The 15,000-nt window shown below is 72.2% G+C and carries 18 protein-coding genes; 13 read left to right on the top strand and 5 right to left on the bottom strand.

Annotated elements, in window-relative coordinates; translation table 11 throughout:
* Positions 1-199: 199 nt before the first annotated feature.
* From ribD to ribH, 4 genes are all read left to right on the top strand, one after another.
* On the top strand, positions 200-1,255 hold the full coding sequence (gene ribD, locus ACMCNK_RS10255; RefSeq protein WP_412736155.1) for a bifunctional diaminohydroxyphosphoribosylaminopyrimidine deaminase/5-amino-6-(5-phosphoribosylamino)uracil reductase RibD: 1,056 nt from the start codon (positions 200-202) through the stop codon (positions 1,253-1,255).
* Positions 1,255-1,857 carry a riboflavin synthase gene (locus tag ACMCNK_RS10250; protein WP_412736154.1) on the top strand — a complete coding sequence of 201 codons (603 nt, stop codon included), beginning with the start codon at positions 1,255-1,257 and terminating at the stop codon, positions 1,855-1,857. The genes ribD and ACMCNK_RS10250 overlap by 1 nt, the downstream gene beginning before the upstream one ends.
* Entirely contained in the window at positions 1,820-3,073 is a 1,254-nt protein-coding gene (locus ACMCNK_RS10245) for a bifunctional 3,4-dihydroxy-2-butanone-4-phosphate synthase/GTP cyclohydrolase II (RefSeq protein WP_412736153.1), read from the top strand. The genes ACMCNK_RS10250 and ACMCNK_RS10245 overlap by 38 nt, the downstream gene beginning before the upstream one ends.
* An 87-nt stretch (positions 3,074-3,160) precedes the next feature.
* The gene (gene ribH / locus ACMCNK_RS10240) at positions 3,161-3,634 is read left to right on the top strand and encodes a 6,7-dimethyl-8-ribityllumazine synthase (protein ID WP_412740808.1); all 474 of its coding nucleotides are present in this window, start codon (positions 3,161-3,163) and stop codon (positions 3,632-3,634) included.
* A gap of 13 nt (positions 3,635-3,647) precedes the next feature.
* Here ribH and ACMCNK_RS10235 read toward each other — a convergent pair whose 3' ends face one another.
* The 3 genes from ACMCNK_RS10235 to ACMCNK_RS10225 are packed head-to-tail and all read right to left on the bottom strand — an operon-like array spanning position 3,648 to position 6,108.
* The gene (locus tag ACMCNK_RS10235) at positions 3,648-4,391 is read right to left on the bottom strand and encodes an amino acid ABC transporter ATP-binding protein (protein WP_412736152.1); all 744 of its coding nucleotides are present in this window, start codon (positions 4,389-4,391) and stop codon (positions 3,648-3,650) included.
* A complete protein-coding gene (locus ACMCNK_RS10230) occupies positions 4,391-5,236 on the bottom strand; it encodes an amino acid ABC transporter permease (RefSeq protein ID WP_412736151.1) in 846 nt (281 codons plus the stop codon). Before ACMCNK_RS10230 ends, ACMCNK_RS10235 begins: the two co-directional genes overlap by 1 nt.
* Positions 5,233-6,108 (bottom strand): ABC transporter substrate-binding protein, encoded by an 876-nt coding sequence (locus ACMCNK_RS10225; RefSeq protein WP_412736150.1) that lies wholly within the window; start codon positions 6,106-6,108, stop codon positions 5,233-5,235. The genes ACMCNK_RS10230 and ACMCNK_RS10225 overlap by 4 nt, the downstream gene beginning before the upstream one ends.
* 77 nt (positions 6,109-6,185) lie before the next feature.
* On the opposite strand from ACMCNK_RS10225, the gene ACMCNK_RS10220 reads away from it, so the two are divergent.
* The 7 genes from ACMCNK_RS10220 (at position 6,186) to ACMCNK_RS10190 (ending at position 10,271) form a co-directional block, all read left to right on the top strand.
* The gene (locus ACMCNK_RS10220; protein WP_412736149.1) at positions 6,186-6,449 is read left to right on the top strand and encodes a phosphoribosyl-ATP diphosphatase; all 264 of its coding nucleotides are present in this window, start codon (positions 6,186-6,188) and stop codon (positions 6,447-6,449) included.
* Positions 6,450-6,495: 46 nt separating this feature from the next.
* Positions 6,496-7,341, top strand: a complete 846-nt coding sequence (gene hisG / locus ACMCNK_RS10215; RefSeq protein ID WP_412736148.1) for an ATP phosphoribosyltransferase — start codon at positions 6,496-6,498, stop codon at positions 7,339-7,341.
* 17 nt (positions 7,342-7,358) lie between these two features.
* A complete protein-coding gene (locus ACMCNK_RS10210) occupies positions 7,359-7,817 on the top strand; it encodes a PH domain-containing protein (RefSeq protein WP_412736147.1) in 459 nt (152 codons plus the stop codon).
* A gap of 334 nt (positions 7,818-8,151) precedes the next feature.
* On the top strand, positions 8,152-8,751 hold the full coding sequence (gene infC / locus ACMCNK_RS10205; RefSeq protein ID WP_412736146.1) for a translation initiation factor IF-3: 600 nt from the start codon (positions 8,152-8,154) through the stop codon (positions 8,749-8,751).
* A gap of 61 nt (positions 8,752-8,812) precedes the next feature.
* Entirely contained in the window at positions 8,813-9,007 is a 195-nt protein-coding gene (gene rpmI, locus ACMCNK_RS10200; protein ID WP_412736145.1) for a 50S ribosomal protein L35, read from the top strand.
* A gap of 36 nt (positions 9,008-9,043) precedes the next feature.
* Entirely contained in the window at positions 9,044-9,436 is a 393-nt protein-coding gene (gene rplT / locus ACMCNK_RS10195) for a 50S ribosomal protein L20 (protein ID WP_412736144.1), read from the top strand.
* A gap of 7 nt (positions 9,437-9,443) precedes the next feature.
* Positions 9,444-10,271 (top strand): TrmH family RNA methyltransferase, encoded by an 828-nt coding sequence (locus tag ACMCNK_RS10190; protein WP_412736143.1) that lies wholly within the window; start codon positions 9,444-9,446, stop codon positions 10,269-10,271.
* Positions 10,272-10,280: 9 nt separating this feature from the next.
* Here the strand turns inward: ACMCNK_RS10190 and ACMCNK_RS10185 are convergent, their stop codons facing one another.
* Complete coding sequence (locus tag ACMCNK_RS10185; protein WP_412736142.1) at positions 10,281-10,592, bottom strand: transcriptional regulator; 312 nt, start codon at positions 10,590-10,592, stop codon at positions 10,281-10,283.
* Entirely contained in the window at positions 10,589-11,068 is a 480-nt protein-coding gene (locus ACMCNK_RS10180; protein ID WP_412736141.1) for a hypothetical protein, read from the bottom strand. The genes ACMCNK_RS10185 and ACMCNK_RS10180 overlap by 4 nt, the downstream gene beginning before the upstream one ends.
* A gap of 337 nt (positions 11,069-11,405) precedes the next feature.
* On the opposite strand from ACMCNK_RS10180, the gene pheS reads away from it, so the two are divergent.
* On the top strand, positions 11,406-12,467 hold the full coding sequence (gene pheS, locus ACMCNK_RS10175) for a phenylalanine--tRNA ligase subunit alpha (protein ID WP_412736140.1): 1,062 nt from the start codon (positions 11,406-11,408) through the stop codon (positions 12,465-12,467).
* A gap of 4 nt (positions 12,468-12,471) precedes the next feature.
* Positions 12,472-14,949, top strand: coding sequence for a phenylalanine--tRNA ligase subunit beta (gene pheT, locus ACMCNK_RS10170; RefSeq protein ID WP_412736139.1), 2,478 nt, complete (start codon positions 12,472-12,474; stop codon positions 14,947-14,949).
* The last annotated feature ends 51 nt before the right edge of the window (positions 14,950-15,000 follow it).

The following is a 15,000-nucleotide window of genomic DNA, read 5'->3' as shown; positions in this document are numbered from 1 at the left end:
TCCGGGGCCGACGGTTGATCGACGTGGCACATGTGCCACCCGGTCAGACAGTCCGGATGGGAGACAGCGCGCGGAGCAGGACGAGGGTGCGCCGTGGCGTACCCGCGCCGGGTCGGCGTCAGCCGTCCCGTCATGTCCGGTTCCCGTCGTTTTCTCCCTCTTTCCAGCGCGTGATCACGCCGTGCGGAGAGGGACGCAGATGGTGACCGAGGACGAGGCCATGGGCCGGGCGATCACGCTCGCCGCCCGCGGTCTCGGTACGACCAGCCCCAATCCGGTCGTCGGCTGCCTGCTGCTCGACCCGGACGGCGAGGTCGTCGGCGAAGGCTTCCACGCGTACGCGGGTGGGCCGCACGCCGAGATCGTGGCGCTGGCGCAGGCGGGCGAGCGCGCCCGCGGCGGCACCGCGGTGGTCACCTTGGAACCCTGCAACCACACCGGCCGTACCGGCCCGTGCGTGAAGGCATTGATCGGGGCGGGTATCCGCCGGGTCGTCATCGGCGTGGACGACCCGAACCCGGCCGCGGCCGGAGGCGCCGCGGCGCTGCGGGACGCCGGGATCGACGTGGTGGTCGGAGCGCGGCGGTCGGAGGCCGAGGCGGGCAACGTGGCGTGGCTGACCGCGGTGCGCCGCGGCCGCCCGTACGTGACGTGGAAGTTCGCCGCCACCCTGGACGGGCGCGCGGCGGCCGCGGACGGCACCAGCCAGTGGATCACCTCGTCTCCCGCCCGTACGGATGTGCACGCCCTGCGCAGCACGGTCGACGCGATCGTCGTCGGCGTCGGCACGGTGCTCGCGGACGACCCTCAACTGACCGTGCGTGATCTGCGCGACGGCAGCCTCGCCATCACCCAGCCGCTGCGCGTCGTGGTCGACACGGCGGGCCGTACCCCGGCCACCGCCCGCGTCCGGGACGCGTCCGCGCCCACCTGGATCGCCACCGCGGCCGAGCTGGGCACCGGCCCGGACGGGCGCGCGGACCTCTCCGCCCTGCTCACCACGCTGTACGGGCGCGGCGTGCGCAGCGTGCTGCTGGAGGGCGGGCCCACCCTGGCAGGCGCGTTCCTGGCTGCCGGGCTGGTCGACAAGGTGATCGGCTACGTCGCACCGAAACTGCTCGGCGCCGGGCTGCCCGCACTGGTCGACGCGGGTGTCGTCACCATCGCCGAGGCGATCGATCTGGATCTCATCGATGTGGCGCAGGTCGGCGACGACCTGCGCTTCACCGCAACACTGCGCCAGAAGGAGGCCTGATGTTCACCGGCATCGTCGAGGAACTGGGGGAAGTCGTCGCGCTGGTCGGCGCCGACGGCGACTCGGCAGTGCTCACCGTGCGCGGACCGCTCGTGACCGGCGACGTACGGCACGGCGACTCCATCGCGGTCAACGGCGTCTGTCTCACGGTCACCGAGGCGTCCGACGGCGCGTTCACCGCCGACGTGATGGCCGAGACGCTGCACCGTTCCGCGCTGGCCGCGCTGCGCGTGGGCAGCCCGGTGAACCTGGAACGGGCCGCCACCCTGGGCTCCCGCCTCGGCGGGCATCTGGTGCAGGGCCACGTCGACGGGGTCGCCCGGCTGCTGTCGCGCGAGCCCGGCGAGGCGTGGGAGGTGCTGCGCTTCTCGCTGCCCTCCGAGCTGGCCCGCTACGTCGTGGAGAAAGGCTCGATCACGGTCGACGGGGTGTCACTGACGGTCACCGAGGTCACCGACGACACGTTCAGCGTCAGCCTGATCCCGACCACCCTGAAACTCACCGTCCTCGGCCAGAAGGGGGTCGGAGACCCGGTGAACCTCGAGGTCGACGTCATCGCGAAGTATGTCGAGAAGATGCTGGGAGGCCACCGTGCTGGCTGACATCGAACGGGCCGTCAAGGACATCGCCGCCGGACGCCCCGTGATCGTCGTCGACGACGAGAACCGCGAGAACGAAGGCGATCTGATCTTCGCGGCCGAGCACGCCACGCCCGAACTGCTCGCATTCATGGTCCGCTACACCTCCGGCTACATCTGCGCGGTGCTGACCGAGGAGGAGGCGGACCGGCTGGACCTGCCGCCGATGTTCCACACCAACCAGGACCGGCGCGGGACCGCGTACGCGGTGACCGTGGACGCCCGCGAGGGGGTCAGCACCGGCATCTCGGCGGCCGACCGTGCACACACCATCCGGCTGCTGGGCTCCGCGACCACCCAGGCCAGTGACCTGGCCCGGCCGGGACACGTCGTGCCGCTGCGCGCCAAGCCCGGCGGGGTGCTGCGCCGCCCCGGACACACCGAGGCCACCATCGACCTGACCGTGCTGGCCGGCCTGCGTCCGGCCGGGGTGCTGTGCGAGCTGGTCAACGACGACGGCACCATGATGCGCCTGCCCGACCTGGAGAAGTTCGCGGCCGAGCACGGTCTCGCGCTGATCAGCATCGAGCAGCTCATCACGTACCGGCGGCGTACCGAGCGGCAGGTGGAGCGGGTTGCCGAGACCCGGCTGCCCACCGAGCACGGCATGTTCACCGCGTTCGGGTACCGCGCGGCGCCCGACGGCGCGGAACACGTCGCGCTCGTCTACGGCGACCTCGCCGACGGCGCGGACGTCCTGGTCCGGGTGCACTCCGAGTGCCTGACGGGGGACGTCTTCGGCTCGGTGCGCTGCGACTGCGGCCCCCAGCTCGATGCGGCCCTGCGCCGGGTCGCGGACGCCGGCCGCGGCGTGGTGCTGTACATGCGCGGGCACGAGGGGCGCGGCATCGGGCTGCTGCACAAGCTGCAGGCGTACCAGCTGCAGGACGCGGGATTCGACACGGTCGACGCGAACCTGCATCTGGGCCTGCCCGCGGACGCCCGCGACTACGGCATCGGCGCACAGATCCTGTACGACCTCGGGGTGCGCTCGATGCGGCTGCTCACCAACAACCCGGCCAAGCGGGCCGGGCTGGAGGGGTACGGGCTGACGATCACCGGGCGTGAGGCCATGCCGGCGCGCCTGCACCCGGAGAACGTGCGATACCTGCGCACCAAGCGGGACCGGATGGGACACCTGTTCGACGAGCTCGGCGAGGCGGGCCCGGCCGCGGGCTGAACCGGCCCCGGCCGAATGGCGAAACCCGGGGCCGCGGGCGCGGCCGCGGACGACAATCAGGATCACCTGATGAGGGGGAGGGCGGACATGGCCGGCTTCGGGGACCCGCACCTGGGCACAGTCGACGCTGCCGGGCTGCGGCTGGGCATCGTCGCATCGCGCTGGCACGCGAGCCTGGTCGATCACATGGTTGATCGGGCTCAGGCGGCGGCGAAGGCGTGCGGCGTGGACGACGTGATCGTGGCCCGGGTCGCGGGCTCGGTCGAGTTGCCGATCGTGGCGCAGGCGATGGCCAAGCGCTGCGACGCCGTGGTCGCGATCGGGGTGGTGATCCGCGGGGAGACGGCCCACTTCGAGTACGTGTGCGACGCGGTCACCGCCGGGCTGACCCGGGTCAGCCTGGACGAGCAGACACCGGTGGCGCACGGCGTACTGACCGTGGAGTCGATCGGTCAGGCCCGGGACCGCGCCGGACTGGAGGACTCGATCGAGGACAAGGGGTGGCAGAGCACGGTCGCGGTGCTCGACGCCGTCCTGACCATCCGCGGCCTGCCCGCGTAGCGCCTGCCGGGGGTCACAGCCGGCCGGCCTCGATGATCCGGGACAGGAACTGCCGGGTCCGGGGCTCGGCCGGGTCGCCCAGCACCTGCTGCGGCGGCCCGGCCTCCAGGATGCGGCCGGCGTCGAGGAAGACGACCTCGTCGGCGATCTGCCGGGCGAAACCCATCTCGTGCGTCGCCAGCACCATGGTCATCCCGTCGGCCTTCAGGTCGCGGATCATGGTCAGCACCTCGCCGACCAGTTCCGGGTCGAGCGCGGAGGTGACCTCGTCGAGCAGCAGCAGCCGGGGCGAGTTGACCAGGGCCCGCACGATCGCCACCCGCTGCTGCTGACCGCCGGAGAGCCGGTCCGGGTAGCTGTCCGCCTTGTCGGCCAGTCCGACCCGTTCCAGCCAGTCGCGGGCCTGCGCGCGGGCCGCGTCCCGGTCGCGGCGGTGCACCCGTACCGGGGCGAGGACGATGTTGTCGAGCACGCTCATGTGCGGGAACAGGTTGTACGACTGGAACACCATCCCGATGCGGCGGCGTACCGCGTCCGGGTCGGCCCGCGGGTCGGTGATGTCCTCGCCGTCCAGGTGGATGGTGCCGTCGTCGATCCCGGTGAGCAGGTTGATGCAGCGCAGCAGCGTCGACTTGCCGGAGCCGGACGCGCCGATCAGGGCCACCACCCGGTGCTCGTCCACGTCGAGGCTGAGGTCGTCCAGGACCACGGCGCCGCCGTAGACCTTGCGGACGCGCGCGCAGGACAGCACCGCCATCACAGCCCTCCCGACTGGCGGCGGGCGGCCCGCAGCGTCACCCAGTCGGTGACCACGATCAGCGGCAGCGCCAGCAGCACGAACAGCACCCCGGCCACCACGTACGGGGTGTAGTTGAAGTGCTCGGCCGTGGAGATCTGGGCCGCGCGTACCGCGTCGACCGGCCCGGCCAGCGACACCAGGCCGACGTCCTTCTGCAGTGCCACGGTGTCGTTGAGCAGCGGCGGCGCCACCCGCCGCACCGCCTGCGGCAGCACCACGAACCGCATCGTCTGCCGGTACGTGAGCCCCAGCGACCGGGCCGCGGCGAGCTGGCTGGGGTGCACCGACTCGATCCCGGCCCGGAACACCTCCGCCAGGTACGCCCCGTACGTGACGACCAGTGCCGCCCCGCCCAGCACCAGCACACTCGGGGTGCCCTGCAGCCGCAACCCGGGCACCCCGAACGTGAACAGGTACAGCACGATGATCAGCGGCAGCCCGCGGAACGCGTACGTGTAGCCGGTGGCCACGGCCCGGACCGGGAAGAAGACCGGCCCGCGCAGCGTGCGCAGCACCGCGACGAGCAGGCCCAGTGCCAGCGACGCGGCCGCGCAGAACACCAGCAGCCGCACGTTGAGCCACAGTCCGGCGAGGATGGCGGGCAACGCCTCGCGGGCCACCTGCGGGTCGAAGAAGGACTGTTTGACCCGTTCCCAGCCGGGCGCCCCGGTCACCGCGACCACGAGCACGGTGCCCACGATCGCGGTGGAGGCCGCGGCCAGCAGTACGGACCGGACGGTCTGCCGCCGCCGGTACGCGATCCGGCCGCGCTGGATCTCGCTGGGCTCGTGGATCGCGGTCACGACAACTCGGGAGCCCCACCCGTACCCGTCAGCCAGGTCTTCTCCAGCACCGCGAGGGTGCCGTCCTGGCGGAGCTGGTCGACCGCCGTACTGACGCAACCGGTCAGCGGCGAGCCCTTGTCGAGCACGATGCCGAACTGTTCCGGCACGCCGACCTGCGGCAGCTGCCCGACGATGACGCCGTTCTCCAACTCCGCGGAGGTCATGTAGAACGCGGTCGGCAGGTCCACCACGAGGCCGTCGATCTGCCCGTTCTGCAGCGCCTTCTTGGCGTCGTCGTTGCTGTTGTAGACCTGGGGCTGGACCGTTGGCTTGATCACCTCGGTGATGGCCTGGTAGCTGGTGGTCCCGACCTGCGCGCCGAGCTTGGCGTCGTGCAGCTCGGCGATGGTCTTCGCCCCGGCGATCTTCGACGACTTCAGTGCGATGACGGTCTGGCGGACCAGATAGTACGGCGACGAGAAGTCGACGGCCTGACGGCGCTGGTCGGTGATGGAGAACTGGTTGATGTCGAGGTCGAAGTCCTTGGGCCCGGGCGCGATCGCATTGTTGAACGTCACCCGGGTCCAGGTGACGCTGTCCCGCGGGTAGCCGAGCCGCTCGGCGACCTGGTAGGCCACCGCGGATTCGAAGCCCTTGCCGTTGTCCGGCTGGTTGTCCGCGAACCACGGCGCGTACGCCGGGTCGTCGGTGGCGACGGTGAGTTTGCCCAGGGTGCGGGTGGCCAGCCCGCCGGGCGGGCAGGGGGTGCCGGAGGCCGAGGCGGAGCCGCCCTGGGCGGGGGTGGTGTCGTCCGCGGGAGCGCATGCCGCGAGCGCGGCCAGGAGCAGAACCGCGCCGCCGAGCGCGGTGCGCGAGTGTCGGCTGGGCATGCGCGCAGCCTAGGCCACGTCTCACCCACTGGGGCCGTCCGACGCGATCCGGTGATGAGCTGCCACAATCGGCACCCGTGAAGACGTTCGAAGAGCTGTTCGCCGAGCTGCAGGCCAAGGCGGAGCAGCGGGACCCGGGTTCGTCCACGGTCGCGGCGCTGGAACGCGGCGTGCACTTCATCGGCAAGAAGGTCGTCGAGGAGGCGGCCGAGTCCTGGATGGCCGCGGAGCACGAGGGCCCGCAGCGGGCCGCGGAGGAGATCTCCCAGCTGCTCTACCAGGCCCAGGTGCTGATGATCGCGACCGGTCTGACGCTCGAGGACGTCTACCGACATCTGTGACGTGCCGCCCCGAGAGGAGTACCCACCCCGCCCGAAGGAGCACGTCATGCTGCGCATCGCCATCCCGAACAAAGGCACCCTGTCCGCCCCGGCCTCGCAGATGCTGCGCGACGCCGGCTACCGCCAGCGCACCGACCCGAAGGATCTCGTCTGCCGGGACGAGGCCAACCAGGTCGAGTTCTTCTACCTGCGGCCTCGTGACATCGCCACGTACGTCGGCTCCGGCGACCTGGACCTCGGCATCACCGGCCGGGACCTGCTGGTCGACTCCGGGGTGCCCGCCGTCGAACTGCTCGACCTGGGCTTCGGCGGGGCCACGTTCCGGTGGGCCGCCCCGGCGGGGTCGCTGGTCTCGGCCGACGACATCGCCGGGCGCCGCATCGCCACCGCGTACCCGGGGGTGGTGGAGCAGCACCTGGCCGAGCACAACCTGAAGGCGGACGTGGTTCGTCTCGACGGCGCGGTGGAGAACGCGGTCCGCCTCGGCGTCGCCGACGTCATCGCGGACGTCGTGGAGACCGGGGCCACGCTGCGCCAGGCCGGCCTCGTCACGATCGGGGAGCCGATCCTGCGGTCCTCGGCGATCCTCATCGGGCGCCACAGCACGGGGGCGCCCGGCGGGGTCGCCCAGCTGATGCGCCGCCTGCAGGGCGTGCTGGTCGCCCGTACGTACGTGATGCTGGCGTACGACGTGCGCGCCGACCTGCTGGAGCAGGCGACCGGGCTGACCCCGGGCATCGAGTCGCCGACGGTCTCCCCGCTGCACCGGGAGGGCTGGGTGGCGGTGCAGGCCATGGTGCTGCGCAAGGAGGTCCACCGGGTGATGGACGAGCTGTACGAGCTGGGCGCCCGGGCCATCCTGGTCACCGACATCCACAACTGCCGGCTGTGAGTGGCACAGTGGTGGGCGTGACGCAGTCCTCCGTACCCGTGGTCTACCGGCCCCGGCGCATCCGCTGGGTCGCGGGCGCCGCCGCGGTGGCCGTGGTGGTCCTGTTCACCGTGCTCAGCTTCGGCCTGCATGGGGCGACCGGGGACGGTTTCGGCCGGTTCGAGCGCGGCGACCAGAGCGCCATGGTCGGCCTGGGGGTGCTCATCGCGCTGGGCATCCTGGCGTTCACCCGGCCCCGGGTGAGCGCGGATGCGGCCGGGGTGAAGGTCCGCAACGTCATCGGCGGCTACGACCTGCCGTGGTCGGTGGTGCGGGCGGTCCGCTTCGACCGCAACTCGCCGTGGGCGACGCTGGAGCTGCACGACGACGAGACGGTCTCGGTGCACGCGCTGCAGGCGGCCGACCGGGAGTACGCGGTGGAGGGGGTGCGGACGCTGCGGGCCCTGCACGAGGCCTCGGCGGACGCGGCGTCCTGAGGGCTGGTAGACTTCGCCAGTCGACCACGCGGAGCCTCTTTTGGGGCTGCGCGCGAAAGAGGAGCCCGCTGGTTCCCACCCGAGTCACCATCACCGGTGTCCGGGTCCGGTCACCCACGTCGGGAGTCATCCCGGCGTCGGGGCGCGTCCTCCTGGGCGCCGATGACCGGTCGAGCGGGCCCCGGCATGTCCGGGGCCTTCTGCTTTCCCGTCGCCTCCGTAGCCGGGGGGTGTGCGAGGCCGACCGACATTGGCGGTGCCCGTTCCGCGAGATCCGCGGCCGGGCAGGCGAGATACATCGTTCTAAGGAGGCCTCATCAGCGTCGAACCACGCGTGAACGAACAGATCCGGGCCCGCGAGGTCCGTCTGGTCGGTCCGGAGGGTGAGCAGGTGGGCATCGTCCCGCTCGAGCGCGCCCTCCAACTGGCCGCGGATGTCGACCTGGACCTGGTCGAGGTTGCGCCCATGGCGCGCCCGCCGGTGTGCAAGCTCATGGACTTCGGCAAGTTCAAGTACGAGAGCGCACTGAAGGCGCGCGAAGCGCGGCGCAACCAGCAGCAGACCGTCATCAAGGAGATGAAGCTCCGGCCGAAGATCGACCCGCACGACTACGAGACCAAGAAGGGTCACGTGGTGCGGTTCCTCAAGGCGGGCGACAAGGTCAAGGTGACGATCATGTTCCGCGGTCGCGAGCAGAGCCGCCCGGAGCTGGGCTTCCGGCTCCTGCGCCGGCTCAGCGAGGAGATCGCGGACCTGGGTTTCGTGGAGGCCAGTCCGAAGCAGGACGGCCGCAACATGATCATGGTCCTGGCCCCGCACCGGGCCACCAAGGCTGCTGCTGCCGCCGCGAGTGGGAAGACCCCCCGTGAGCAGCGCGACGGCGAGGGTGCCGAGGCACCGCCGGCCGCAGCCGCCGACACCACCGCAGAGTGACGCTCCGCCCGGCCCCTTGCCGGGCGGAGCAGAGCAAGATCGAGAAAGAGGCGTTCGACAAGTGCCGAAGATGAAGAGCCACACCGGCATGGGCAAGCGGGTGAAGGTCACCGGCCGCGGCAAGCTCGTCACCGAGCAGGCCGGCAAGCGGCACCTGCTGGAGGGCAAGTCCTCCAAGGTGACCCGCCGGATGACCGGCACCGTCGTGGTGGCGAAGGCCGACACGAAGCGAGTCAAGAAGCTGCTGGGCCGCTGACGCGCGCCACACCCGTTCCCCGATAGGAGTACCGATATGGCACGCGTCAAGCGCGCAGTGAACGCCCAGAAGAAGCGCCGTACGCTGCTGGAAACCGCCAGCGGCTACCGCGGGCAGCGCTCGCGGCTGTACCGCAAGGCCAAGGAGCAGGTGCTGCACTCGATGCAGTACGCGTACCGCGACCGCCGGGACCGCAAGGGCGACTTCCGCCAGCTGTGGATCACCCGGATCAACGCGGGCGCCCGTGCCAACGGCATGACGTACAACCGGCTGATCCAGGGGCTGAAGCTGGCCGGCGTCGAGGTGGACCGCAAGATCCTGGCCGACATGGCCGTCAACGACGCCGCCTCGTTCGCGGCGATCGTCGAGATCGCGCGGGCCGCGGTGGCGGCCGAGGGCACCGGCGGCGCCGCCGCTCAGGCTGCCTGATCCACCCGTGCGTAAGGCGCCCCCCGTTCCCGGCGACAGCCGTGACGAGGGGCGCCTTTTCACGCCCCGTACCCCCCGCATCGTGGCTGCCCGGCGCCTGCAGCGGCGCCGGGACCGCGAGCAGACCGGCCGTTTCCTCGCCGAAGGCCCGCAGGCCGTGCGGGAGGCGATGGCCGCGGGCGCGGTCATCGAACTGTTCGGCACCGAGGCCGCTCTCGACCGGTACGCGGCGCTGGCCGCCGACGCCGAGGCGGTCTCCGCGGTCACCGGCGAGGCCCTGGAAGCGCTCGCCGAGACCGTCCAGCCGCAGGGCCTGGTCGCCGTCTGCCACCAGGTCGACATCGGGCTGGGCGAGGCGCTCGCCAAGCGGCCCCGTCTGATCGCCGTGGCAGCGGACATCCGCGACCCCGGCAATGCCGGGACGGTCCTGCGTACGGCCGACGCTGCGGGCGCGGGCACGGTGGTGTTCGCGGGCGACGCGGTGGACCCGTACAACGGCAAATGTGTACGCGCCTCCGCGGGCAGTCTGTTCCACGTCGACGTGGTCCGCGAGCGTGCGCCCGGCGCGGTCCTCGACGCACTGCGTGCCGCCGGGGTGCAGGTGCTCGCCGCGACCGGTCATGGCGCCGACGACCTGGACGACCTGCTCGACGCGGGGGAGTTGGCCCGGCCGACCGCCTGGCTGTTCGGCTCCGAGGCGCACGGCCTGCCCGCCGAACTGCTCGACGCCGCGGACCGCCGGGTGCGGGTGCCGATCCACGGGGCTGCGGAAAGCCTCAACCTGGCAGCTGCCGCCGCGGTCTGCCTGTACGCCTCCGCCCGCGCCCTGCGGTGAACCCGGTGCTCATTCGCTGACCGGACTGGGGGCCGGGATGTTCGCGGTGGCCACGATGGCCTGCAGCGCGGCGACGTGACCTTCGAACGCGGTACGGCCGTCGCCGGTCAGCCGGGCCCGTACGCGGCGCCGGTCCGTGCGGTCGACGGCGACGTAACCGGCCTGCTCCAGCGTCGACACCTGTTTGGACAGCGCGGAGTCGGACAGTCCGAGCTGGTCGCGCAGGTAGCTGAAGTCGGCCCAGTCCGCGGCGGCGAGCAGGGAGACGATGGACAGGCGGGTGCTGGGATGGATCAGCTCGTCGAAGCGCGGCGTGGTCATGAGGCGGCTCCGGACCGTACGGCCCGGCGGCGTGCGGTCGCCGACAGCAGCGGCCCGCCGAGCACGAGCATGACCGCGGCCAGCACGGCGGCCCACGTGGCCGGGTGACGTGCGCCGTCGGCGTTCAGGGCGAGCGCGGCGACGATGGTGATCCCGACCAGAGCGACCAGGCTGCCCAGCACCCAGGCCGCGAGGTGCGGGCCGGCGACGTCGGCGCGCACGCTCATCTGGTGACTGCGCCGCCGGCCGTTGATCACCCGGGGCGCGATCGACGAGTGCGCGGCCCCGATCAAGACCGTGGCCAGCGTGGTGGCCAGCGGATTGTTGAGGTCGGCGATGACGCCGAGCGTGATCCACGCGACGGCCAGCGCCACCCAGTACCAGAGCGGGACGTCGATCTCGTCGATGACCCTGCGGCGGTTGCGCTCGACGGTGTCGAGGGCGGCCCGCGCCTGCTCGGGTGTCAGTTCGTTCATGACGCCTCACTTTCCCGTTGGGAAACTCAGTGTCGACTTTCCTGGCGGGAAAGTCAACCGTCGAGCGACCGGGGCTCGCGGAACGCCGTGGCGACCGGGAACGCCCCGGCGGTATGCTGGCGCCCGTGACGACCACCAGGATGTTTAGCCGGCCCGCTGGTCGCGGGCTGCGCACGTAAACTCCTGTGCGAACTTCCCTGACCGGCGGGCTGCGGCTCAGCCGCGCCTCCGTACACTGATCCACCTGAGTCGCCCCACTCGCGGCCTCGCTGCGCTCGGTGCACTCGGTCCCGACGAGCCCGCATGGCTCATCCGGTGTGAGGGAGTTCGCCCGATCATGTCCTACCGCAACGATCCGTACGATCCGAAGCAGGCCGCCCTGCTCGACCCCGAGGCGCTCGACGCCGCGGTCGCCGAGGCCGAGAAGGCCTTCGGCGGCGCGTCCGACTTGGACGCCCTCGGCGCGCTGAAGCCGGCCCACCTGGGCGACCGTTCGCCGGTGTCGCTGGCGCGGCGCGAGATCGGCTCGCTGCCCCCGGCCGCCAAGTCCGACGCGGGCAAGCGTGTCAACGTGGCCCGGCAGTCCATTCAGGCCGCCTTCGACGCCCGCCACGCCGAGCTGGAGCGCGAACGCGCCGCGCGCATGCTGGTCGAGGAACGCGTCGACGTCACCCTGCCGTGGGACCGCCGCCCGCGCGGCGCCCGGCATCCGTTGACCACGCTGATGGAGCACATGGCGGACCTGTTCGTCGGCATGGGCTACGAGGTCGCCGAGGGGCCCGAGCTGGAGCTGGAGTGGGCGAACTTCGACGCCCTCAACATCGGCCCGGACAACCCGGTGCGCGGCGCGATGGACACGTTCTACCTGGACCTGCCGGGTCTGGTGATGCGTACGCACACGTCGCCCGCGCAGGTGCGCAGCATGCTGACCCGCAAGCCGCCGATCTACATCGTCTGTCCGGGGCGGGCGTACCGGACCGATGAGCTGGACGCGACGCACAGCCCGGTGTTCCACCAGATCGAGGGGCTGGTGATCGACGAGGGCATCACGATGGCCCACCTGCGGGGCACGCTGGACCACTTCGCCCGGGCGATGTTCGGGCCGGACGCGCGGACCCGCTGGCGGCCGCACTACTTCCCGTTCACCGAGCCGTCCGCCGAGTTCGACGTGTGGTTCGCCCAGCACCGTGACGGGCCGCGCTGGGTCGAGTGGGGCGGCTGCGGCATGGTCAACCCGCGGGTGCTCACCGCCTGCGGCATCGACCCGCAGCGGTACTCGGGCTTCGCGTTCGGCATGGGCGTGGAGCGGACCCTGATGTTCCGCAACGGGGTCAGCGACATGCGCGAGATGGTCGAGGGCGACGTCCGGTTCGCCCGCCAGTACGGGATGGAGGTCTGACGCGATGAAGGTGTCGCTGTCCTGGCTGCGCGAGTACGTCGACCTGCCGGCGTCGCTGAGTGCGGCCGAGCTGGAACAGGCCCTGATCGGTCTCGGCATCGAGGTCGAGTCCGTCGTCGACCAGGCCGCCACGATCAAGGGCGACCTGGTCGTCGGCCGGGTGCTGGAGGTCGAGGAGCTGACCGGCTTCAAGAAGCCGATCCGCTTCAACCTCGTCGACGTCGGCAACCCGCAGCCGCAGGAGATCATCTGCGGGGCGCGTAACTACGCCGTCGGTGACCTCGTCGTGGTGATCCTGCCCGGCGGCGAGCTGCCCGGCGGGTTCACGATCGGCGCCCGCAAGACGTACGGGCGTACCTCCGCGGGCATGATCTGCTCCCAGGCCGAGCTGGGGTTGGGCGCCGACCACTCCGGCATCATCGTGCTGCCGCCGGGTGCCGCCGAGCCGGGGACCGACGCGCGTCCGCTGGTCGGCCTCGACGACGTGCTGGTCGACGTGGAGATCACCCCGGACCGCGGGTACGAGATGAGCATCCGCGGCCTGGCCCGCGAGCTGTCGCACGCGTTCGACTGCACGTGGCGGGATCCGGGCGCATTGCCGTTCGCGGCGGGGACCGCGGAGCCGCCGTACCCGGTGACGGTCGAGGACACCGCCGGGTGTGACCGGTTCGCCGCCCGGGTGGTGCGCGGCATCGACCCGGACGCGAAGTCGCCGGAGTGGATGCAGCGCCGACTGGTCGCCGCGGGCATCCGGACGATCTCGCTGCCGGTCGACATCACCAACTACCTGATGCTGGAGACCGGCCAGCCGATGCATGTGTTCGACCTGGACCGGTTGCGCGGCGGCCTGGTGGTGCGCCGGGCCCAGCACGGCGAGAAGCTGACCACCCTGGACGGTGTGGCGCGCGTACTGGACGCCGAGGACATGGTGATCCTCGACGATACCGGCCCGGTGTCGCTGGCCGCGGTCATGGGCGGCGAGACCAGCGAGTGGCAGCCCGGCACGGTCAACGTGCTGCTGGAGGCCGCCCACTGGGATCCCGTCATGGTCGGGCGTACCGCCCGGCGGCACCGGCTGTTCAGCGAGGCCGCCAAGCGGTGGGAGCGCGGTGTCGACCCGCGGATGCCGCTGGTCGCCCTGGAACGGGCGGTCGCGATCCTCACCGAGCACGCCGGCGGCACCGTCGACGAACGCGTCCTCGACCTCGACCACGTGCAGCCGCCTGCCGCGGTGCGGCTGGACCCGGCGCTGCCGTCGCGCCGCATCGGCGTGCCGTACCCGGTGGAGCGGGTCGTGGAACTGCTCACCCGGGTCGGCTGCACCGTCACCGGGTCCGACCCGCTGGTGGTCACGCCGCCGTCGTGGCGTCCGGACCTGCTGGCCCCGGCCGACCTGGTCGAGGAGGTGGCCCGCCTCGGCGGGTACGACGCGATCCCGAGCATCCTGCCGCTCGCCCCGGGCGGGCGCGGACTCACCGGGGCGCAGAGCCGCCGCCGTTCCGTGGGCCGTGCCCTGGCCGAGGCCGGGTGCGTGGAGGTGCTGTCGTACCCGTTCGTGTCGCCGTCGGTGCACGACGCGTTCGGGCTGGCGGCCGACGACCCGCGGCGCAGCGCCGCCCGGCTGACCAACCCGCTGTCGGAGGAGGAGCCGCAGTTGCGTACGTCGCTGCTGCCCACCCTGCTCGGCGCGTTGAAGCGCAACGTCGGCCGCGGCCACCGCGACCTCGCCCTGTACGAGGTCGGCACGGTGTTCCGGCCGCACCTGTCCGCGGTCGCGCCGCCGGAGATGAGCGTCGAGCACCGCCCGTCCGACGCCGACTGGGCGGCCGCCAACGACATCGTCCCCGAGCAGCCGTGGCACCTGGCCGCGGTGTTCGCGGGCGCGATCGAGCCCGCCGGCTGGTGGGGCCCCGGCCGCCCGGCCGGGTGGGCGGACGCGGTGGAGACCGCCCGGATCGCGGTGTCCGCGGCCGGGCTGCCCGACGGCCGGGTCCGCGTCGAGGCGGCCGAGTACGCCCCGTGGCATCCGGGCCGCTGCGCGGCCGTCCTGGTCGACGACGTGATCGTCGGGTACGCGGGTGAGCTGCACCCGGCCGTGGTGTCGGCGCTGGAACTGCCCCGGCGTACGTGCGCGGTGGAACTCGACCTGGACGCGCTGCCCGCGGCGCCGGTCGTGCAGGCGGTCCGGCTGACCACGTTCCCGCCCGCCCTGATCGACGTGGCGCTGATCGTCGACGCGAGCGTGCCGGCCGCGCAGGTGCGCGACGCCCTGGTCGGCGGGGCGGGCGACCTGCTCGAAACCGTGCACCTGTTCGACGTGTACACCGACGAGCAGCTGGGGGAGGGCAAGCGCAGCCTCGCGTACAAGCTGACCTTCCGGGCCCCGGACCGTACGTTGACGGTCGAGGAGGCCGTGGCGGCGCGGGACGCTGCCGTGGCCGCCGCGGCGGAGAGGTTCGGGGCGGTCCTGCGCGGGGCGTGACCGGCTGAGGCCGTCGCCGGGCGGGCGAGCATGATCCCGATCGTGTTCGCC

Origin of the sequence: Krasilnikovia sp. MM14-A1259 (assembly GCF_047159535.1) — a bacterium.
In the GTDB taxonomy this organism is placed as follows: domain Bacteria; phylum Actinomycetota; class Actinomycetes; order Mycobacteriales; family Micromonosporaceae; genus Actinoplanes.
This window is presented reverse-complemented; position numbering and strand designations above follow the sequence as displayed.